The 20,472-nt window shown below is 68.7% G+C and carries 15 protein-coding genes; 9 read left to right on the forward strand and 6 right to left on the reverse strand.

What is annotated here, in order from left to right:
- Window positions 1-3: 3 nt before the first annotated feature.
- Complete coding sequence (gene glgX, locus AB0I04_RS28430) at window positions 4-2,112, reverse strand: glycogen debranching protein GlgX (protein WP_360890752.1); 2,109 nt, start codon at window positions 2,110-2,112, stop codon at window positions 4-6.
- Window positions 2,113-2,411: 299 nt separating this feature from the next.
- A complete protein-coding gene (locus AB0I04_RS28435; RefSeq protein ID WP_360890755.1) occupies window positions 2,412-3,038 on the reverse strand; it encodes a TetR/AcrR family transcriptional regulator in 627 nt (208 codons plus the stop codon).
- 84 nt (window positions 3,039-3,122) lie between these two features.
- Here AB0I04_RS28435 and AB0I04_RS28440 point away from each other — a divergent pair, with 84 nt between their 5' ends.
- Entirely contained in the window at window positions 3,123-3,860 is a 738-nt protein-coding gene (locus AB0I04_RS28440) for an SDR family oxidoreductase (protein WP_360890758.1), read from the forward strand.
- Between the two features lie 171 nt (window positions 3,861-4,031).
- Here the strand turns inward: AB0I04_RS28440 and AB0I04_RS28445 are convergent, their stop codons facing one another.
- Window positions 4,032-4,682 carry an NAD(P)-dependent oxidoreductase gene (locus AB0I04_RS28445; RefSeq protein WP_360890761.1) on the reverse strand — a complete coding sequence of 217 codons (651 nt, stop codon included), beginning with the start codon at window positions 4,680-4,682 and terminating at the stop codon, window positions 4,032-4,034.
- Between the two features lie 100 nt (window positions 4,683-4,782).
- Here AB0I04_RS28445 and AB0I04_RS28450 point away from each other — a divergent pair, with 100 nt between their 5' ends.
- Window positions 4,783-5,157, forward strand: a complete 375-nt coding sequence (locus AB0I04_RS28450; protein ID WP_360890765.1) for a helix-turn-helix domain-containing protein — start codon at window positions 4,783-4,785, stop codon at window positions 5,155-5,157.
- Here AB0I04_RS28450 and AB0I04_RS28455 read toward each other — a convergent pair.
- Window positions 5,142-6,455: an MFS transporter gene (locus AB0I04_RS28455; protein WP_360890767.1), complete on the reverse strand. Its 1,314-nt coding sequence runs from the start codon at window positions 6,453-6,455 to the stop codon at window positions 5,142-5,144. The genes AB0I04_RS28450 and AB0I04_RS28455 overlap by 16 nt on opposite strands.
- A 129-nt stretch (window positions 6,456-6,584) precedes the next feature.
- Here AB0I04_RS28455 and AB0I04_RS28460 point away from each other — a divergent pair, with 129 nt between their 5' ends.
- The 5 genes from AB0I04_RS28460 to AB0I04_RS28480 all read left to right on the forward strand — a co-directional run bounded on the left by AB0I04_RS28460 (window position 6,585) and on the right by AB0I04_RS28480 (window position 10,614).
- Entirely contained in the window at window positions 6,585-6,662 is a 78-nt protein-coding gene (locus AB0I04_RS28460; RefSeq protein WP_360890854.1) for a putative leader peptide, read from the forward strand.
- A gap of 148 nt (window positions 6,663-6,810) precedes the next feature.
- Window positions 6,811-7,827 (forward strand): ABC transporter substrate-binding protein, encoded by a 1,017-nt coding sequence (locus AB0I04_RS28465; RefSeq protein WP_360890769.1) that lies wholly within the window; start codon window positions 6,811-6,813, stop codon window positions 7,825-7,827.
- The gene (locus AB0I04_RS28470) at window positions 7,824-8,771 is read left to right on the forward strand and encodes an ABC transporter ATP-binding protein (RefSeq protein ID WP_360890771.1); all 948 of its coding nucleotides are present in this window, start codon (window positions 7,824-7,826) and stop codon (window positions 8,769-8,771) included. Before AB0I04_RS28465 ends, AB0I04_RS28470 begins: the two co-directional genes overlap by 4 nt.
- On the forward strand, window positions 8,768-9,685 hold the full coding sequence (locus AB0I04_RS28475) for an ABC transporter permease (RefSeq protein WP_360890774.1): 918 nt from the start codon (window positions 8,768-8,770) through the stop codon (window positions 9,683-9,685). Before AB0I04_RS28470 ends, AB0I04_RS28475 begins: the two co-directional genes overlap by 4 nt.
- 32 nt (window positions 9,686-9,717) lie before the next feature.
- Entirely contained in the window at window positions 9,718-10,614 is an 897-nt protein-coding gene (locus tag AB0I04_RS28480; protein ID WP_360890777.1) for a TauD/TfdA family dioxygenase, read from the forward strand.
- Between the two features lie 181 nt (window positions 10,615-10,795).
- Here the strand turns inward: AB0I04_RS28480 and AB0I04_RS28485 are convergent, their stop codons facing one another.
- Together AB0I04_RS28485 and AB0I04_RS28490 are read right to left on the reverse strand one after the other, a co-directional pair.
- Window positions 10,796-12,004, reverse strand: a complete 1,209-nt coding sequence (locus AB0I04_RS28485) for a phosphodiester glycosidase family protein (protein WP_360890780.1) — start codon at window positions 12,002-12,004, stop codon at window positions 10,796-10,798.
- 117 nt (window positions 12,005-12,121) lie between these two features.
- Window positions 12,122-12,604 (reverse strand): DUF6194 family protein, encoded by a 483-nt coding sequence (locus AB0I04_RS28490; RefSeq protein ID WP_360890783.1) that lies wholly within the window; start codon window positions 12,602-12,604, stop codon window positions 12,122-12,124.
- Window positions 12,605-13,902: 1,298 nt separating this feature from the next.
- Between AB0I04_RS28490 and AB0I04_RS28495 the strand changes: the two genes are divergently transcribed.
- Complete coding sequence (locus AB0I04_RS28495; RefSeq protein WP_360890786.1) at window positions 13,903-16,473, forward strand: hypothetical protein; 2,571 nt, start codon at window positions 13,903-13,905, stop codon at window positions 16,471-16,473.
- 24 nt (window positions 16,474-16,497) lie between these two features.
- Complete coding sequence (locus AB0I04_RS28500; RefSeq protein ID WP_360890789.1) at window positions 16,498-20,457, forward strand: hypothetical protein; 3,960 nt, start codon at window positions 16,498-16,500, stop codon at window positions 20,455-20,457.
- Window positions 20,458-20,472 lie beyond the last annotated feature (15 nt).

Here is a 20,472-nt window from a genome sequence, read left to right on the forward strand (position 1 = left end):
GTCTCAGCCCGGGACGATCCGGCGCAGCACCACCAGCGCCCGGTCGGTGACCTCGAGCCGGTCGTTGGCCTTGACGGGCCCGCGCTCGGCCGGTTTCGGCAGCGCGGTGTCGAGCACGACCTCCCACCGCTCGCCGAAGCGCTCATCGGGAATGCGGAACACGATGCCGTCGGAGTGCGCGTTCAGCAGCAGGAGGAACGAATCGTCCCGGACCCGGCGTCCGCGTGGGTCCGGCTCGGTGATCGCGTCCCCGTTCAGGTACACCGCGACCGCCTTGGCGTATCCGATGTTCCAGTCCGCGTCGGTCATCTCCGCCCCCGCGGGCGTGAGCCAGCCGATGTCGCGCTGCCCGTCGAGCTCGCCGCCGTGGGTGCGCCCCTGGAAGAACCGCCGCCGCCGGAACACCGGATGCTCGCTGCGCAGCCGCGACACCGTGCGGACGAAGTCGACGAGGTCCTCGTCGCCGTCCCAGGAGACCCAGGCGAGCTCGTTGTCCTGGCAGTAGGCGTTGTTGTTGCCGCGCTGCGTGCGCTTCAGCTCGTCGCCGTGCGACAGCATGGGCACGCCCTGGGACAGGAACAGCGTGGCGATGAAGTTGCGCCGCTGCCGGGCGCGCAGCGTTTTGATCGCCGGATCGTCCGTCTCGCCCTCGGTGCCGTAGTTCCAGGAGCGGTTGTCGTCGGTGCCGTCGCGGTTGTTCTCGCCGTTCGCCTCGTTGTGCTTGTGGTCGTACGAGACGAGGTCGTGCAGCGTGAACCCGTCGTGGCAGGTGACGAAGTTGATGGAGGCGAGCGGGCGCCGCCCGTCGTCGGCGTACAGGTCGCTGGAGCCGGTGATGCGCGAGGCGAACTCCTGCAGCGCCGGCTCGCCGCGCCAGAAGTCGCGGACCGAGTCGCGGTACTTGCCGTTCCACTCCGTCCACAGCGGCGGGAAGTTGCCGACCTGGTAGCCGCCCTCGCCGACGTCCCACGGCTCGGCGATCAGCTTCACCTGGGACACGATCGGGTCCTGCTGGACCAGGTCGAAGAACGCCGACAGCCGGTCCACGTCGTGGAACTCCCGCGCCAGCGCCGACGCCAGGTCGAACCGGAAGCCGTCGACGTGCATCTCGGTGATCCAGTACCGCAGCGAGTCCATGATCAGCTGGAGCGCGTGCGGGTGCCGGCCGTTGAGGCTGTTGCCGCAGCCGGTGTAGTCCAGGTTGTACCGCTTGTCGCTGTCGCGGAGCCGGTAGTAGGCCGCGTTGTCGATCCCGCGGAAGCTGAGCGTGGGCCCCAGGTGGTCGCCCTCGGCGGTGTGGTTGTAGACCACGTCGAGGATCACCTCGATCCCCGCCTCGTGCAGGGTCCGCACCATCGCCTTGAACTCCTGCACCTGCTCACCGAGCTGCCCGGACGAGGAGTAGGCGTTGTGCGGGGCGAGGAATCCGATCGTGTTGTAGCCCCAGTAGTTGGTCAGACCGCGCGCCACCAGCGCGTGCTCGGAGACGAACTGATGGACCGGCATCAGCTCGATCGCCGTGACGCCCAGGCCGAGAAGGTGCTCGATCATGGCCGGGTGGGCCAGCCCGGCGTACGTGCCGCGCTGGCTCTCCGGGATGTCCGGATGAAGTTCCGTGAGTCCCTTGACGTGCGCCTCGTAGATCACCGTCTCGTGGTACGGCGTCCGCGGCGCGCGATCGTCGCCCCAGTCGAAGAATGGATTGATCACCACGTTCTTCGGCATGTACGGGGCGCTGTCCTCGCTGTTGAGCTCCGCCGGCGCGGCGAACCGGTAGGAGAAGAGGGACTCGTGCCACCGCACGTCGCCGTCGACGGCCTTGCCGTACGGGTCCAGCAGCAGCTTGGCGGGGTTGCATCGGTGGCCGTCCGCCGGATCGTACGGTCCATGGACCCGGTAGCCGTACCGCTGGCCGGGACCGACCCCCGGAAGGTGGCCGTGCCAGACGAAGCCGTCCACCTCGGGCAGCGGGTAGCGCGTCTCGGTGCCGTCCTCGTCGAACAGGCACAGCTCGACCCGCTGTGCCACCTCCGAGAACAGAGCGAAGTTCGTGCCGGCGCCATCCCAGGTGGCACCCAGCGGGTACGGGGTGCCTGGCCAGACCTCCTGCATCGTTCTCCTCGGTGTCCACGGACAAGACTCATCGATTGTTGCCGTACCTCGGCGGATACGCGAATGGCGCGGCCGGGAACGGCCGAGCGACGGTACCGTCCGGCCGCCGTGGAGCACCAATCCTTTCCGGCACTCGTCGTTCTCTCGGCGTTCGTCAGGCATGCACTCTATGTGCAGCTGCGAACGCTCAGGGGCAGGATTCCGAAACCGCGCCCCGGCGCGTCCCCGCACCAGGACCCGTCACCGCTGGACGGTTCCAAGACCGGCGGATCCGCAGGCGGCGCCGGTGGCCGGGTGCGTCACTCCAGGCGTACCACGCCGGCGAGCAGGGCTATCAGGGAGCCGTCCAGGTCCGCGAGGCCGACGCCGAGCCGGCTCGCCATGGCGTCACAGGCCGGGAAGGCGGTGACGGCTCCGATGGCGGCGACGGCGTGATCCTCGTCGAACGCCGGGTGGAGCCGGTCCGCCCTGGCCAGTCGGTGCACGAAGCCGGAGATCTGGTCGTAGCGCCACCGCTCCCGGTCGTCGATCAGCCGCTGCGCCTCCGGCTCGACGGCGGACAGGCTCACGAGTCGGCGAAACAGGTCCGGATCGGTGTCCCAGAACCGGCAGAACTCGCGCACCATCGCCCGGAACGCCCCCACCGGGTCGGCGAGCGCGGCGGCGTCCCCGACCGCGGTGACGACCTGGGCCCGCTGGGCGAGGTCCTCGGCGATGGCGTCCAGGAGTCCCAGCTTGGACCCGAACCGGCGGTAGATCGTGACGCGGGTGACCTCGGCGGCCGCGGCGACGTCTTCCAGGCTCAGCTGGTGAAAGCCCCGCTCGACGAGGAGCCGGCGTCCGGCGGCGACGAGGTTGCGGCGCGTCCGTTCGACTCCCGCCGCGCGCAGGCCCGCACCGGGCGGGCGGGGGTGGGACTCTGGCACACCGCGATGATACAGCCCGTATCTCATGATACGTCGTGTATCTTGAGATACGCGGTGTATCACTTCCGGAGGAGGGGAGACGTCATGGGCATGGCCGAAGTGGCCCTGGTCACGGGTGCGAACAAGGGGCTGGGGAAGGAGACCGCGCGGAGGCTCGCGCACCTCGGGATGACCGTCTACCTCGGGAGCCGTGATCCCGATCGTGGCACCGCCGCCGCTCGTGACCTGGCGGCCGATGGCGCGGCGGTGACGCCGGTCCCGCTGGACGTCACCGACCCGTCCGACGTACGGGCCGTCGCCGACCGGCTGCGACGCGACCACGGGCGGCTCGACGTCCTGGTCAACAACGCCGGCGCGACCGTCGACACGCCTGCGGCGAGCGTGACGGCCGCGCGGATGCGGAAGGTCTTCGAGGTCAACGTCTTCGGGGCGGTCGGTGTCATCCACGCCACGCTGCCGCTGCTCCAGGCCTCCGACGCGCCACGCGTCGTGAACGTCTCCAGCACGACCGCGTCACTCGCCCTGACCGGTGACGGCACGGACTTCGGTGGCGACGCCGGCCGGCGGCTCGCGTACAGCACGTCGAAGACGGCCTTGAACATGCTGACGCTCCAGTACGCCCGGGCGTTCGCGGCGGACCCCGCGCTGGCGCACATCCGGATCAACGCGGTCACTCCCGGCTACACGGCGACGGACATGACCGGCCACCAGGGCACACGCACCGTCGCGGAGGGTGTCCGTGTCATCGTCGAGTTCGCCACGCTCTCCGCCGACGGCCCGACCGGCGGCTTCTTCAACGATCAGGGAGCGGTGCCGTGGTGACCGTCCGTACGGCGCGGGCGGTGGCTTCTTCGACGACGGGACCGGTGCCGTGGTGACCGCCCGTACGGTGCCGTGGGGACTCCGCCCGTACGGCGCGGTGGTGATCGCTCGTGCGGCGCGGCCGGTCGCCTCGCCGGGCGACCGGCCGCGTTCGGACGGGAGTACGGGGGATCAGACGGCGGCGGCGGTGAAACGCGCGCCGATGTACCGCGGGTTCTCGATCTCGTCCACCAGGGCGGCGGCGTAGTCCTCGTAGGAGATGCGGCTGTCCCCGGCCGCGTCGGTGACCAGCCGGTCGGCGTCGGTCCGGTAGCCGCCGGTACGGGTGCCGGGGCCGATCTCCGCGGCGGGGCTGAAGTAGGTCCACTTCACGTCGGGCACGGTGCGGTAGTAGGCCAACGCCTCGCCCTGCGCGGTGGCGTCCGGCCGGTACGCCTCGGGGAAGTCCGGAAGGTCGAGGAGCCGCGTGCCGGGCGCGATCTCCAGGCTGCCCGCGCCGCCGACCACGATGAGGCGCGGCGCCTCATCGCCCAGGCCGCGTAGGGCCTCGACGTACGTCTCGGCGGCCCGCTGGTACACCCCCGAGTCCTTTCCGGCACCGCCGAGCGCGCTTACGACGACGTCGTGGCCGCGGGCGGTCTCGGCGATCGTCTTGGGGTCGAAGACGTCGGTGACCGTCGCCACCTCGAGCGCCTCCGGGCGGTCGCCGAGTTTGGCCGGGTCGCGGACGACGGCCGTGACCTCGTGGCCGCGATTCAAGGCCTCCCGCACGATGCTGCCGCCGATGTTCCCCGTCGCGCCCACTACTGCGATCTTCGCCATGGTCTCTCCCTGATCGATTCGGTCTCGCTGCCTCCAACGGGCCTGGTAGGCAGATGATTTCCAACGGATATCAGTGTCTTTGAAGACCTATAGTGTCCATATGGATACCAACGTGGTCGCGGTCAAGGGAGATCTGGACGACCCGGACTGCCCCACGCGGCAAGTGATCGACCGGATCGGCGACAAGTGGAGCGTCCTGGTCATCCTGCACCTGGCGCAGGGTGGCATGCGGTTCACCGAGCTGCGCGGCCGCGTGCGCGGAGTGACCCCGAAGGTCCTCACGCGCACGCTTCGCGCCCTCGAACGCGACGGTCTCGTCAGTCGCCGGGTCTACGCGGAGGTGCCGCCCCGCGTCGAGTACGCGCTGACCGATCTAGGCCGGAGCCTGATCGGCCCGCTGGACGTCCTCCGCACGTGGGCGGAGGAGAACATCACGGCCATCACCCGCTCCCGCGAGCGCTACGACGTCGCCTGACCGGGCTCGGCCACGGGGGCCTGGACCGGACTCTCGGTATCCGGTGGTGTGGTCGGGGCGCTGCCGAACTCCACGCCGTGCGCCTCGCGCCCGAACGCGGTCAGCAGGACCACCGCCAGGAGCGTCGGCGCCACCACGACCCCGAACGCGAACGAGTAGCCGTGCGAGTCGGCCAGGCGTTCCTGGAGCGGAAGGTTGATGGCGGCGAGCAGGTTGCCGAGCTGGTAGGTCACGCCGGGGTAGAAGCCCCGGATCGCGTCCGGTGACATCTCGGTCAGATGCGCGGGAATGACGCCCCACGCGCCCTGGACGAAGAACTGCATGAGGAACGCGCTGATCGCCAGCATCGCGGTGCTCTTGGAGTAGGCGAAGAGCGGCACGACGAGCAGCGCCAGCAGCGCCGCGCCGACGATGGCCCGGCGCCGCCCGAACCGCTGAGAGAGCGTGCCCACCAGGACGCCGCCGAGGATGGCGCCGATGTTGTAGATCACCGCGATGCCGACCGCGTAGTGCGGGGAGTGGTGCAGCCCCTTCTTCAAGAAGGTCGGGTAGACGTCCTGCGTGCCGTGGGACATGAAGTTGAACGCCGTCATCAGCAGCACGAGGTAGAAGAACCGGATCAGTACCTTCCGGTCGAAGAAGACCCTGCGCAGCGGTGTTCGCGTCATCTGCAGCCGGGCGTTGGTGCGCTCCCAGACCTCCGACTCTCCCACGCGGTAGCGCACCCACAGCGCGATGAGCGCGGGCACCGCCCCGAAGACGAACAGGCCGCGCCAGCCGAACAACGGGGTGATCGCGAAGTAGGCGAGCGCCGCCACGAGGTAGCCCGCGGGATAGCCGACCTGGAGCATGCCGGAGTAGAAGCCGCGCTTCTCCGGCGGGATCTTCTCCATCGCCAGGGAGACGCCCAGGCCCCACTCACCGCCCATGCCGATGCCGTACAGGAAGCGAAGGACGAGCAGCATCGTCAGCGAGGTCGAGAACCCGGAGATCATCTCGATGACCGAGTAGAAGATGACGTCGGCCATGAGGGGGAGCCGCCGGCCGACCTTGTCCGCCCACAGCCCGAACAGGTACGCGCCGAGCGGCCGGGCGATCAGGGTCAGCGTCGTCGCGACGGTGACCTTCTCCGCCGATGTGCCGAAGTCCTTGGCGACCTCGGTGATGACGAAGACGAGAAGGAAGTAGTCGAACGCGTCCATCATCCAGCCGAGGAACGCGGCGAGGAAGGCGTTCCGCTGGTCGCGGTCGAGGCCACCGGCCTGATCACGGATGTCGCCGAGCAGGGGTATGCCCATCTGTCGTCCTTTGTCCGATCCGTTGATCTTCCCCCGGCCCGGTCTTTACCCACAGATGAAGGAATCGATTCCCGATTAAATTGGTAGGGAAGGTTGACTTGCCCGGTATCGGCGTGTTTGCATCTGTTCATGCGCGTCCGGCCTGCTCTCACCCGCCGGCGGCACGTCGACCTGGTCCGTGTCGCCGCCGCCCGCTGTCGCGGCTGACGATCTCCCTTCGGCAGACCCCCTTTCCCTCCGCGGCCAGCCGTCCGACGCGGCCGCGTTCCACCTCGCGATCTTCCGCGAACACCCCTCCCGCGCGAACGGCCCGTCCTCGAGCGCGGCACCGCCCCGTACAGGAGCGCACTCCCTCATGCCCAGAAGATCCCTATCGGCCGTCCTGACCCTGGCCCTGGCCGCCACCGGCTGCGCGGCGCACGCGAGCTCGGACTCGTCGAAGCTCAAGATCGGCTATTTCCAGGGGGCCGTCGCCGGTCCCGAGGCCGTCGTCGTCGCCGATCCCGCCCTCGCCTCCCACGTCAAAGCCAATATCGAACTACGCCCGATCGACAGTGGCGTCGCCGGCATGGCCCAGCTTCGCGCCGGCGCCTTCCCCGTCGTCTCAGGCGTCGGCAACCCGCCGTTCGTGGGCGCCTTCTCCTCCGGCACCGACGTCGAGGTGGTGTTCGCCGAGAGCATCGACGAGTCCGGGCTCGTGGTCAGCGACGCCATCAAGTCCAATGCCGACGTGAAAAAGATCGGTGTGCTGGTCGGTTCCACCCTCGACTTCCAGCTGCGCGGCTGGCTGAAGTCCCAGGGCCGCACCGACAAGGTCCAGATCGCGAGCTTCGCCAGCGAGGCCGCCGAGGCCGCCGCCTGGAAGGCCCACAAGATCGACGCGGTCTACATCAGCCAGTCCTTCCTGATCGAGCTGAAGAAGCACGGTGGCCGCGTGCTCACGACCGCGTCGGACATCGCCAAGCTGGGGTACGCCGCCGTCAACCTGCTCGCCGTCGGCACGCCGTACGCCAGGAGCAACCGCGCGGTGGTCCAGCAACTGGTCTGCCAGATCTCCAAGGCCCAGACGCTGGCGAAGGGGGACCAGGCCGCGAAGTACGTCCGCCCGGCGGCGCGGTTCCTCGGCGTCCGGCCCGACGATGCCGTCGAGGCCACGAAGACCTATCCCTACATCCCGGCCGGCGAGGAGACCGGATGGCTCAAGGGGGCGGACGGAAAGGCCTCCTCCGGCCGGCTCGCCGCGAACTTCCAGCGCACCGCGGAGTTCCTCGTCACCCAGGGCCGCGCCAAGACCGTGCCGTCCCTCGACACGATCGCCGCGCACATCGACCCGAGTTTCTGGGACAAGGCGCAGTCGGGAGGGTGCTCATGAACCGGCCCGACGTGAGCGACCGGCCCGACGTGAGCGACCGTCCCGGCGTGAACGACCGGCCCGATGTGGGCGATCAGCACCGCGTGAGCGGGCCCGATGTAGGCGATCAGCACGGCGTGAGCGACCGGCCCGGCACCGCCGAGGGGCGAGAGCCGAGCACGGTCGTCGAAGAACGGCGGGACATCGAGCGGCCGGCCGCCGTACGGCTCCGCGACGTCGGCAAGACGTTCCGCCGGCGGCGCCGGCAGACCCGGGCGCTCGAGGGCGTGAGCCTGGACATCGAGGCCGGGGAGTTCCTGTGCCTGCTGGGCCCGTCCGGATGCGGCAAGTCGACGCTGCTCGGTATCCTGGCCGGCTTCACGTCCGCCGACTCCGGCCAGGTGCTGGTCGACGGCCGGCCGGTCGAGGGTCCCGGCCCCGACCGCGGGGTGCTGTTCCAGACGCCGACGCTGTTCCCCTGGCTGACCACGCGGCAGAACGTCCTGTACGGCCCGCGGGCCAGAGGCACGCTCACGCCGGAGGCCCGGGCGGAGGCCGACGCGCTGCTGGACACCGTCGGGCTGCCGGACTTCCGGGACGCCTATCCGCACGAGCTGTCCGGCGGCATGCGTCACCGGGCGGCGTTCGCCCGCGTGCTGATCAACCATCCGAGCGTCCTGCTCATGGACGAACCGTTCGGGGCGCTGGACGCCATCACCCGGGCCGGGATGCAGCGGTTCCTGCTCGAACTCTGGCAGCGGCGGCGCATGACGATCGTGTTCGTCACCCACGACGTCGAGGAGGCGACGCTGCTGGGCGACCGGGTCGCGGTGCTGTCCGGGCGACCCGGCCGGACGAAGGCGATCGTCGACATCCCACTGCCGAGACCTCGCGCCTACGAGGACACCGAGACGCTCGAATTCGTCACCGCCAAGCGGCGCATCAGGGAGGTGCTGGAGCAATGACCGGCGAACCCGTGGACACGCTCGCCGCGAACCGTCCGGACGGGACCGAGGCGCCTCTGCCGCCGAAGGCTCCCGGGGAGGAGCAGCCCGGCCCGTCGGAGGCTCCCGGCCCGGAGGTCACCCGGGCGAAGCAGAGGCGGCGGTCGCCGCGTCGCGTGCTGTACGGCGCGGCGGGCCTGCTGCTGGCGCTCGCCGTCTGGCAGGTCGCGGCGGTCGTCATCGGCGATCCGGTGACACTGCCGACGCTCTCCCAGACCGTCCGCGAACTCGTGCACTACCTCACCCATCCGTACCCGGAGGTACAGGGCAAGACCCTCGTCGAGGACGCCCTGATCAGTACGGGCCGGATCCTGGCCGGCTTCGGGCTGGGCACGGCCGTGGGACTCGTGCTGGGCGCGGCGATGGCGGGCGTCCGCGTGATCCGCGAGCTGGCCGACCCGATCCTCACCGTCGTACGGCCGCTGCCGCCCATCGCCTTCATCCCGCTGCTCGTCGTCTGGTTCGGCATCGGTGAGACGTCGAAGGTGGCGCTCCTGTTCTTCGGCGTGCTGCCGGTCATCACGATCGCCACGCTCGGCGCGCTCGACGCCGTGCCGGTCGAACTGCTGCACGCGAGCCGGAGCCTGGGCGCGTCCTCCTTCTACACGATGGTGCACGTGCGGCTCCGCGCCGCCGTCCCAGGCGTGATCACCGGCATGCGGATCGCGATGGGCGGCGCCTGGACCAGCATCATCGCCGCGGAGATGATCGCCGCCACCGGGGGAGTCGGCTTCCTGATCCTCCAGGCCGGCAACTATCTCCAGACCCCGCTGATCTTCAGCGGGATCATCGTCATCGCCGTGCTCGGCTTCGCCTTCGACGGCCTGCTCCGCCTCCTGCTGCGGGCCGCCGACCCCACCCTTCGTCGCTCCTGAAACCCCTGAGAACCCCTGAGAGAAGGAGTCCCATGTCCACACTCGAGATCCGGAAGATCGGCGGGCGCATCGGCGCGGAGGTCGCCGGCGCCGACCTCGGTCACCTCGACGACGGCGCGTTCGAGGAGATCAACGCGGCGCTGCTCGAGCACAAGGCGCTGGTCTTCCGAGGCGCCGGCCTCGACAACGACGGCCAGATCCGCTTCGCCGCGCGGTTCGGCGACCTGACAACGGCCCACCCCACCGTCCCGTCCGTGGACGGAAGTCCCAATGTCCTTCCGGTCGACGGAGAGGAGGGCATCCGCTCCAACCACTGGCACACGGACGTGACGTTCGTGCGCACGCCGCCGAAGGTCAGCACGCTGCGCGCCCTGGTCGTCCCGCCGTACGGCGGCAACACGCTGATCGCCAACGCGGCCGCGGCCTACCGGGATCTGCCCGCCGAGCTGCGGGAGTTCGCCGACCGGCTGTGGGCGGTGCACACCAACGACTACGACTACGCGGTTCCCCGTACGAACTCGGAGAAGGCCGCGAAGTACCGCGAGGTGTTCGTCTCCACGCGGTACCGGACGGGACATCCGGTCGTACGCGTGCACCCCGAGACCGGCGAGCGCGGGCTGTTCGTCGGCGGCTTCGCGCAGCGGATCGTCGGCCTGAACGGTACGGAGTCACGGGACATCCTGCGGATCTTCCAGGAGTACGTCATCCGGCCGGAGAACATCCTGCGCGTCCAGTGGAACCCGGGTGACCTGGTGGTCTTCGACAACCGGATCACTCAGCACTACGCGCCGGACGACTTCGGGGACCAGCCCCGCAGGCTGCACCGGGTTACCGCCGCGGGTGACGTACCGGTCGGCGTCGACGGCAGGGAGAGCTACGTCATCGAGGGCGACGAGGCGCGTCACTACACGCCGGCCGTCGCCGCCTGAGAGCGACGGGACCCGGAGTAGCGGGGCTCCGGGTCCCGTCTCCATCGCGCGCCGACACGGGCGGGACGGGCTCAGGACGGCGCGTGGACGGTAGGACTGGCGGTTCCGTACCGTCGGCGGGGCCGAGAGGCTCGGCGCCGCCGCGCCCGGCTCAGGCGGGCACGGCGGCACCGTCCGACGCTCAGGACCAGGTGAAGATCCCGATGCCGTTGGCGACCGGCCGCTCCGATCCGTCGGACGGGGTGTTGCGCACGGTCACGGACGGCTCGCCCGGCCCGCGTACGGCGAAGGTCGAGGAGCCGCCGCCGTCCATGTTCATTCCGTCGTCGGCACCCACCTGGGCGAGGAACGCGGACAACTCGGCGACGGTCATGCCGGCGCTGTTCGCGAGGCGGCCGTCGACGACGACGAGGTACAGCCGCCGGCCGTTCCGGCTCACTCCGGCGCCGGTGCGCGGCGCCCGGGTGACGGCGTCCAGGCCCGTCAGGGGCGCCCCGTCGTGGAGAATCGGAAAGCCGCCGACCGCGAACCGCAGGTGACCCGGGCCCGCGAGGTCGTGCCGGATCCGTACCCGGTCGCCGGGGCGGAGACCGCGCAGGGCGTCGGCCCCTTCCTCCCGGCCGACCAGCACGGTGGTGTCCCGCGGGATCGGACCCGCGCCGATCACGTCGCTCACCTGGGTCACGACGCCGCGCCGTACCGTCACCTCGGCGGCGTCGAGGCTGCACGGATCGCTTCGCACGGCGTCGGTGCCGCAGACCGCGCGCGCCCGGGAGGTCGCGCCCCAGTCGGCGGTGTAGGCGCCGATTCCGCCGACCGGCAGGGCGTACTGGTTCAGCCCGCGCAGCGGGAGCCTGCCGTGCGGGGTGCGGATCGAGCCGGTCAGGCGCAGGCTCGTCACCCGGGCCTCGTGGTCCCGGCCGACCCCGAGCACGTCCTTGGTAGACGTGCCCGGGGGCAGCGCCGGGCCGAACCGCTGCCCGTCGGGGACGGCGCCCTTGAGGTCACGGCCGTCGGCGATCTCCGGTCCGTCGGACGAGCCGGTCGGGACGATTCCCGGGTGGGTTTCGCTGATGTTGAAGAAGTCCGCGTTGACGCCCGCCACCGCCCGCTGGGCGTTGGCCATGGCCGACACCTGCGCGCGCTGGGCGATCGCCGGGGGATGGAGCAGCCCGACCCGTACGTGCGGGTTGTGCAGGTCGACTTCGAGCAGGTCGCCGACGACCAGGCCGCCCGCGCTGTTCGTCTGGAAGGTCCGGAACACCACTCCGGGTGCGATCTGCGTCGTACTCGTGTACTGCGGTCCGTCCTCGGCGGACGCGGTGGCCGTGCCTGCTCCGGAGCACGTCACCACCGCCGCCACGGACGCCGCGACCAATGACTTCCTCATCACCGGCAACGCCTTTCTCTGGGGTACCAGGGCTCACGGTGATCATGACCTGGTGCCCATGGCGGCGATATGACGCGCGGGTGAGGAGAGCCCGTCCCCTGTACGGCGGGCGAGGGGCTACGCCCGGTGGCGGTTCCGCCGGTCGAACCGTTCGGCGTCCAGGGCGTGAGCCTCGTTCAGGAGGGAGCGCGTCTGCTCGCAGGTCGCGGCGCTCGGGTTGAGGACGCAGACCCAGCCCTGAGTGGCGTAGACCGGGTGGGGGAGGAGCCGGTCGGTCGCCGTGTAGTCGAAGTCGCCGTGGTGGTCGGCGTGCGCCGCGGGCGGGTGGCCGATCAGCTCTTCGAACCTCTTACGGCCGACCGCCATGTTGACCCGGAACACGCCGTCGCGGTTCAGGTCGGACGCGGAATCGAACCCGTCGTAGTCCTTGACCACGACCGTCGCGAAGGGCTGGCGGTCGGTGGGCACGTCGCCGGACGGGTCGTAGTAGAAGAAGGAATCCCCCCAGGCGGCCTCCGGCGCTCCGTTGTCCTCGCTCGCGGTCATGCCGACGGTCCCCGGCAGGCCGGCCACGAACTCGATGATCTCGTCCTTCGTCACGGCGTACGTCCCTTTCGATGCAGAGGTCGATCAGATCCCTGCCTTCAAGTCTTCCATTGAAGTGCAATTTGGGACTTTCGCCGACAGATCGCCTGGACGTCGCGGTCGAACCCTCAAGTAACGGTCGTAGCCTCCGCGCGGCTCTCGATGGCGCGTCCCTGCCGAGATCTTCGGTCAGGCTCTGGCACGATGACTGTCTGTCGCCGTTGCGATGATCACTCGAATCCGTCGCGCTGGCCGGATGTGGCAACAAATTCCGCTGAGTCTTGTCCGGATCAGAGTCAAGGGTTCAAATTATGGCCTGACATACGGGTTTGACTCACGGGGCCGGGGGGAGTCGCTTTCGATGGTCTTTTGGCATGCGTCCTCAAAGAGGAGGACGGTCAATGTCTGAGCAGGCGGACTCCGGCCGATCTCCCCTGGGGCGTTCTGTATCCAGGCGCACGGTATTGCTGTCGGCCGGCGGCGCGATCATGGTCGTCGGGCTCGGTTCGGGCGATGGCCCACGACTGCTTCCGCGGGCGCTGACGGCCGGGACGGCCGGCGCGCCAACGGCGACCCTGCACCTGGTCCGTCCGCAGGACATGCTCGTACTCGACTTCGACTTCTACAACCTGGCGCCGACGTTCGACACCGACCCGCCGCAGTTGCGCCGCGTGGACTCCTCGATCCTCGCCTACGCCGTGGTCCGCTTCGAATCACAGCACGTGATGGAGCAGACCATCCTGGAGGACGCGAGCGATCCGCACCCGACGCCTGGCTCAGTACGCAGCAAGGGGGTCGGCCCCAGCCGGATCGTGTTCGTCGTGCCGGAGACGGTCAAGCTCCTTCCCTATACCGAGGAAGGCCTGCTGCAGTGGTGGCAGTGGATCATGCAGGTTCCCACCGGGCTGCCCAACGGATCGCCTCCCGATGATTTGCACACCGACCTGTTGCTGGTCGACTGGCTGCACCTCACTCCCGGGTGGGAGTCCCCCGAGCCGACGTCCACCTGGGCGCATTCCGCCACGCCTGTCATCCGGGGCGACCGGACGGAGCTATGGCACACACGGCTGTCGCCGCGCGGCCCGAAGGGGAGACCTCAGGAGTCGATCGGCGTCCCGGCGCCGGCCGACATCGCCGTTCCGAAGCTGCGCGCCGTATACCGCGACCAGCCGGTCGGGGACGAGGCCTCGGTCTACCGCGACCTGCTTCCGCCGCATTTCGTCGATCCGCCCACACAGATCGTCCAGTTGGCCGGCAATCCGACGCTCGGCGCGTACAAGCGGATCAACGCCAACCTGCTCGCGCTCAGCGCGGTGGGCGCCACGCTGGACTTCGACGTCCAATGGATCCCGACGGTCGGGTTCGAGCTCAAGCGCTGGGAGCATCATTCCTGGCTGGGCCGCGACAACAAGGTCGTCGTCGAGGAGTACGGCTTCCTGTTTCCGTTCGGGCATCGGGCGGAGTTGATCTCCGAGACCAAGCGGGAGGTCGACGCGGCCACCGGGGTCGCCTACCTGAAGCAACGCCTGTTCATCCGGATCACCGAGCGCGTCAAGACCTATGCGGCGCCGTTCCAGAACTGGGGTGGGCGCGCGTTCCCGTTCACCGACATCACCATTAAGAACACCACGCTTCCGGATCTGCCGGAGAAGCTCGACCCGCTCCTGGGCGGGCCGCCCGACGCGACGTCGCCGGCGTTCTGGATCCAGGACATCAACGCCCTCAAGCCCGGCGGAGGCCACTCCGACGTGGTCTTCGCCTTCGTGGCCACCGACGTGACCGGTCGGCGGATCGAGTTCACCTCGCCGATGGCGTTCATGCCTGCGGATCCCGCCCGGAACACCGACGACCCCCTGTTCAAGAGCGTGCTCGGCAAGTTCGGCACCTACGCCGACATCGTCGGGCCGGAGGTGGACGCCCGGCGGGTGATCGACCTGCGCGGCCAGACCGTGGCCTACGCGAAGGAGGAGACGGCGGGGACGGCGAGCTTCCCGACGGTCCGCTGGTACTGGGGCGTCGAAGGGCCGCAGGGCACCGTGCTCCCCCCGCTTGAACCCGGCCGGCCCTCGGACGGCAAGGACCACGCCCACGTCGATTCGCCGGTGTTCTACCCGAGGCTGCTCGCCGCCGAGGCCCAGGTCCCGGCCGTCGACGCCGTCATCGGCACGGGCGGCCCGGTGTTCCTCATGCCGGATCCGAAATACCTCGAACACGACTTCGGGTTCAACAAGGCGCTGGTCGCCGCCGGAAACGACCCGCAGATCTTCGTGCGGGTGCAGGACTCGGTCGCCGCCCTCGACCGGTTGAGCCGGGGGGACCGGAGCGACGACAAGCCGGTCCGGCGTTCGGTCGAGAACAGCCTCAATGCCGGCGGCGTCGCCACCCCACATCTGATGATCGGCGCTCTATCCGCGTTGTCCGGCCCGGTCGCCGGGCCGCAAGACTCGATCGACACCGTCCGGGACAGCGGAAAGATAAAGTTCGATCAGTTCTTCCCGCCCAACCTAAAGGACGTCGTATCGCAGGCGGGGTTGTTCGGTGAGATTGCCCTGGGCCTGCTTTTCGATGACGGCAACATCAAGGACCACGGACCTAGAATACGTAAGGTCTTTGATTATCCAAAGGATGCGGACGGCCATGTGCATCGCGGCTATGCGCCGGTCGGCCAGACGATCACCATGACGTTCGAAGAGACGGTGACGGCGAAACCGCCGCCTCCCTTCAAGTCGATAACGGGGCCCAGCGGCGGCGTGCTGACAAGGGTCTCGCTGGTCGTCACCAATCAGATCCTTTTCGATAACAAAGACGCCGACACGGTCGACAAGGCGATCGCCAAGGTCGACGCGACCGTTTCGGATTTTAAGATCGATCTGACCCCTATCGTCGTTACGTTCAACAAGTTCGTATTCTCTTACCAGCTCGGTCCCGGTGCGAAATGTGATCCGGACATCAAGTCCATCGAGCTCTCCGCGCCGTTGGATTTCCTGAGCGGACTGATGAAGCTCATCGGCCTGGCGCCCTCAGGCTCTGATTCGGCCGCACGTGCCGGTGCGCGCCTTGCCGTCAGGAAGACCGGGGCGCGCCTCGCCGCCAGGAAGAAGTTCGGACTCGGCTTCAAGATAACCGATTTCGACATGACCAAGATCGGGGTCGGTGTCTCCCTCAACTTCCCCGATCTCGCGCTGGGGCTCTTCACGCTCGAAGGAGTCCACGTCGATGTCGGCGTGATCCTCCCCTTCCAGCCGTTCGCACTGGGCGGGCCGGTAGCGGGCAGCGTGACGGGGAAGGGCGGTCCGTTGCGGGCCTCGCTCGGCTTCGGGGCCCCTTCCGACAAGTTCAAGGTCAGCGTCTACGGTCTCGGCGGCGGCGGGCACTTCCTCCTGGAGGCCAGCACGAGAAGGCTGGAGAAGCTCGAAGCGTCGATTGAGGTCATCGGCAATGTGTCCCTCGACCTCGTCGTCGCCTGCGGCCGGCTCCTCATCGAGTTCGGTGTCTTCTTCAGCATGCAGGTCAAGGAGAGGGAAGCGCCCCAGGTAGGAACCTACTCCGAGGTTCACCTGGGCGGTTACATGCGGGCCACCGGCCGCCTGAGCGTCCTCGGCCTGATCAACATCACCGCGGAGCTCTACGCCGACATCGAGTACGTCAACGTGGACGGAGTCGGTTCCGTCTGGTTCCACGCGCACCTGACCGTCTCCATCGACATCACGTTCTGGCATGTGAGCGTGGGGATCGAATTCACCAAGGTCTTCGGCGGCGGCAGTTCGCCGAGCACCGTCGCCGCGCACGCGTCGGCCCGTGCTCTCACGGATCGCAGCCATACCTTCGGCGATCTGATGAGTAGGGACGACTGGGCTCTCTACTGCGCCTCATTCGCCGGCTGACGTTGATCCGCGAGGAGTTGTGAAATGGCCGCGTCGCAAATCGTGTGGACGCCCGTGCCGAACGGCTATGCCAACGGCATGCTGCGGATATCCGTTCTCGTCGCCCCCCGTCTGTCGGGTGCCACGACGCTGAGCGGTTTCACCGACTGGCTGACCTGGCCCCAGGTCAAGCCGGCGTACTCGGTGACCTTCCAGAGCGGCAAGAAGGTGCCCGCCACCATCACCAGCCCGGCCCCTCGGCTGGATCTGTGGCAGCGGCTCTTCACCAAGGACACCCCGGTCGCGGCACGGCCCGTCCCGCTGGCGGCCACGGGCGTTCCGCCCATTCGTTCCTGGCCGAGCGTCGCGGCCCGGTCCATGGCCTATTCCGAGCACACCCTGACGATGGCGTTCAATCCGACGGCGCCGGCGACCGTCAACGACTACTTTCCGAGCGAGGGGGGCGACTCCGCCCGGAAACACCTCGCGGAAGACGAAGCCATCACCGACATCTACATGTCCCCGGGGCGGCGACTGAAAGCCATCGAGGCGATCAACACCGAACTGGCCAAGGGATTTTTCTTGGGAGGTGCGCTGCCGGGGTTCTCCGCGGCGGAGATCAACTTTCTCCTCGCCGAGCTGTTCCACAACAGGAAAGACAACACCAATCCCGCGCCGAAGACCCATAGCCTTGCCGCCCACATGAATATCATCCAGAATCCCGGCGACCTGGACTTTCACGTGGCGTTGAGCTCGTTCGCGCAGTACCCGATGCTGCAGCGCTCGCTCGGTCTGATCGTCGACCTCGCCGTAGACCCGGCCGCGATCGGGATTCCCATCCCCAGCGACCCGGTCAACCTCACCCTGGAGGTCGACTGGCCGGGGGCCGCGTCCTACGACGCGATCTACCCCGTGGTGGCCGCGACGCTGACCAAGACCGCGTTCGCGGCGAAGCCCTCGGGCACGACCACGAAGGACGGCTTCCTCGCGCTCAACACCGATCAATACGGCGTCATCGAGGTCGAGGCCGATTCGGCCGCCGCCCTGCTGACGACGTTCAGCACCACCCTCAACACCCGGAATACGGCCCCGATATTCGGGCTCAAAAAAGCACACAAGGCGACGACCGCCGCCCGACCGCATGCCAACGGCGGCGGCGATTCCGGCGGGGAGCCCGCGCCGGTGCCGGCCCTGCGCAGCAGCGGCTTCTCCGTCGTTCAGTTCGGCCGTGCCAAGCAGCTCCACCAGACGCTGACGAAGACCACGACGAGGGCGGCGAACCTCACCAGGCTCGCCACGGACCCCTTCTCCGCCGAGGACCTCACCTACGGCGTTCGGGTCGACGTCTGGGACGACACGTCCAAACGCTGGTACAGCCTGTGCCGCCGCAAGGGGACCTACGACGTCAACGGGATGGCGATCACCGCAGAGGACGAAGGCATCGTCCATCTCGCGCACACCCAGCGGGTCGATGATCCGACGATCTACCTGCACGAGTCGGTGTTCAACTGGAGCGGCTACAGCCTGGTGACCAACCGTCCGGGAAGCACGCAGGAGATGATCAACGGAAAAGAGGTGACGGTCGGCCCCGACAGTGACGCCACCGGTCCGGTGAAGCTCAAGACCTCCTTTCACGCGACCGGACTCCCCAAGCTGCGCTATGGCCGGAGTTACCGGTTCCGGGCGCGGACCGTGGACATCACCGGCAACAGCCGAGGACCGGAGGACCCGGCCACGGACTCCGGTTCTCCCGTGGTCGAGTACCTGAGGTTCGAGGCGGTCACCGCACCCGTGCTCCTGCCGACCGCTCCGCGGACCACGAGGGAGTCGGCACTGCTCATGGTGATCAGGGGGAACTACAACGCTCCGGCCACGGGGGACTGCCAGCGCCACGTCGCCCAGCCGAGGATGAGCCAGCTGATGGCGGAGCACCACGGCCTGTACGACGTGCCGGCCTCGCCCCTCAACCCGGGCGGGATGGACGTCTCCGCCTACTCCGATATCGCCGAACGCGACAGGAGATCGCTGAACTCCGGCGGCACCGCCGATCCGGACGGCTGGGGCGACACCCATTACCACTCCGATCCGGTGCTCGCGGTCCCCTACATCACCGATGTGCTCGCTCGCGGCGTCGCCTTCCGCGGGCTCCCCGGAACGGACGCCGATGAGATCTTCTCCGTCGACTTCGCGAATCTCCTCCCGCTGGGAGGGCCCAACGCCTTCCGGATCCGCCTGATCAACGGCGCGGGAAAGCCGAACTACGATCGCGTCTCCCGGGTCCTGACGGTTCGTGTCCCTCCCGGCGAGACCGTCGACGTGGCCTACTCCAGCCGGATGAACGACGCCGACGTGGACCTGCTGGGGGTCTGGAACTGGTTCGTGCGGAGCGGGCACACGCCCAGCGGGGGACGGACCGTTGAGGACCTCCGTAAGCTCGCCGCCCAGGGACAGCTCTGGCAGCTGACCCCGCCGAAGACGCTGCGGCTCTCCCACGCGGTCATCCAGCCCATCGCACCGCCCGCCTACGTCAAGCCGGTGGCGGTGCGTCAGCCGGGAGACACCACGGCACGGATCATCGACGTGCTGAAGTTCCACCGGGCGAGCACGCACCACGTGGACGTCGAGGCGACGTGGACCGAGCCGATCGACGATCCCGGCAATCCCGAGCCGACCCAGCGCAAGGGCAGCGCGCACGTCGTGAAACTCGTGGCGGCGGCGGACGATCCCGAAGGCGACCGGCTCTCCCTCAACGACCTTCACGAGTTCCACGACACCATCCACCGCCAGGTCACCTTCGGCGCGAGCGCCTCGTCGCGCTACGTGGAGTTCTTCGTGAAGAAGGCCGAGGTCGCACTGTCGGGGACCACACCGGTCACGCTGGCCAAGGGCGGCATCGCGCCCGGAACCCTCACCGTCACCGATCTCCTCACCAACAAGGTCTTCAAGCAGGACTTCAGCTCGTCGAGCGAGGTGGTGGGGGACTACGTCGTGAACCACACGGCCGGAACGCTGGCCCGGTCCGGCCAGGGATCGGCCATCGCCGACGGTGCCACCGTGGCGGTCGAATTCGTCGAGGGCTCGGTGACCAGGACGAACACCGAGGCGCAGCAGCCGGTCGTGGTGAACGTCCGATCCTCGGCGCGGCCGTCGGTTCCCGACATCGCCTATATCGTTCCCACCTTCGGCTGGGAGAAGACGGCCGACAGCGCGAAGATCTCCAGCATCAGGCGCGGAAACGGACTGCGCGTATATCTCCGCCGCCCGTGGTACTCGTCGGGCGACGGCGAGATCCTGGGCGTTGTCCTGTTCGAGGGAAAGGGCGATCTGCCGGCGAAGCTCCGGCCGTACGTCACCTTGCGCGGGCAGGACCCGATATTCGCCTCCGCGCCGACAACGGTCGCCCCCGGCATGAGCGAGTTTCCGCTGGCACATGGAGCGAAGCCGGGATATCGCCTGGCCGAGTCGGACCATCTCAAGGAGCTCACCGAGACGGTCGCCGTGGCGCCGCACGCGGTCGCTTACGACAAGGATCGGCAGATGTGGTACTGCGACATCACGATGACGCAGGACAATTCCTACAACCCGTTTGTCCGGCTCGCGCTGGCGCGTTTCCAGCCGAACTCCTTGAGCGGCCTCGAGATATCACCGGTCGTGCTGGCCCAGTTCGCCCAGCTCAACCCGGACCGCACCATGTCGATGGTCTTCAACGCCTCTGACGCGACTCTCGTTCACGTCGGCGTCGCGGGCACGACCTACACGGCGGCCACGGACAAGAGATCGCACCTGAAGGTCCTGGTTCAGGTGGCCGACCCGAAGCCGGTCGGGGCTGTGGGCTGGAGAACGGACTCAGAGGTCGACCTCGCGCCGTCCGGCGGCCAGTGGGGCAGCGACATCAGGCTGCCCGCGGGCCGCGGCAGCCGGCAGATGCGGCTGGTGGTCGAGGAGCGTGAGCGGCTGTCCGACCAGGGCACCCGGCTCGTCTACGTAGACGCCATCGAGATCTGACAGCGAAGGAACGAA

It is taken from the genome of Actinoallomurus sp. NPDC050550, from assembly GCF_040655075.1.
GTDB lineage: Bacteria > Actinomycetota > Actinomycetes > Streptosporangiales > Streptosporangiaceae > Actinoallomurus.

Bases quoted from the DNA above. Each gene is read 5' to 3' on its own strand.
- AB0I04_RS28440 (WP_360890758.1), top strand. From the start codon at position 3,123: ATGGGCATGGCCGAAGTGGCCCTGGTCACGGGTGCGAACAAGGGGCTG.
- AB0I04_RS28445 (WP_360890761.1), bottom strand. From the start codon at position 4,682: ATGGCGAAGATCGCAGTAGTGGGCGCGACGGGGAACATCGGCGGCAGC.
- AB0I04_RS28500 (WP_360890789.1), top strand. From the start codon at position 16,498: ATGGCCGCGTCGCAAATCGTGTGGACGCCCGTGCCGAACGGCTATGCC.
- AB0I04_RS28450 (WP_360890765.1), top strand. From the start codon at position 4,783: ATGGATACCAACGTGGTCGCGGTCAAGGGAGATCTGGACGACCCGGAC.
- AB0I04_RS28485 (WP_360890780.1), bottom strand. From the start codon at position 12,004: ATGAGGAAGTCATTGGTCGCGGCGTCCGTGGCGGCGGTGGTGACGTGC.
- AB0I04_RS28465 (WP_360890769.1), top strand. From the start codon at position 6,811: ATGCCCAGAAGATCCCTATCGGCCGTCCTGACCCTGGCCCTGGCCGCC.
- AB0I04_RS28455 (WP_360890767.1), bottom strand. From the start codon at position 6,455: ATGGGCATACCCCTGCTCGGCGACATCCGTGATCAGGCCGGTGGCCTC.
- AB0I04_RS28480 (WP_360890777.1), top strand. From the start codon at position 9,718: ATGTCCACACTCGAGATCCGGAAGATCGGCGGGCGCATCGGCGCGGAG.
- glgX (WP_360890752.1), bottom strand. From the start codon at position 2,112: ATGCAGGAGGTCTGGCCAGGCACCCCGTACCCGCTGGGTGCCACCTGG.
- AB0I04_RS28460 (WP_360890854.1), top strand. From the start codon at position 6,585: ATGCGCGTCCGGCCTGCTCTCACCCGCCGGCGGCACGTCGACCTGGTC.
- AB0I04_RS28470 (WP_360890771.1), top strand. From the start codon at position 7,824: ATGAACCGGCCCGACGTGAGCGACCGGCCCGACGTGAGCGACCGTCCC.
- AB0I04_RS28475 (WP_360890774.1), top strand. From the start codon at position 8,768: ATGACCGGCGAACCCGTGGACACGCTCGCCGCGAACCGTCCGGACGGG.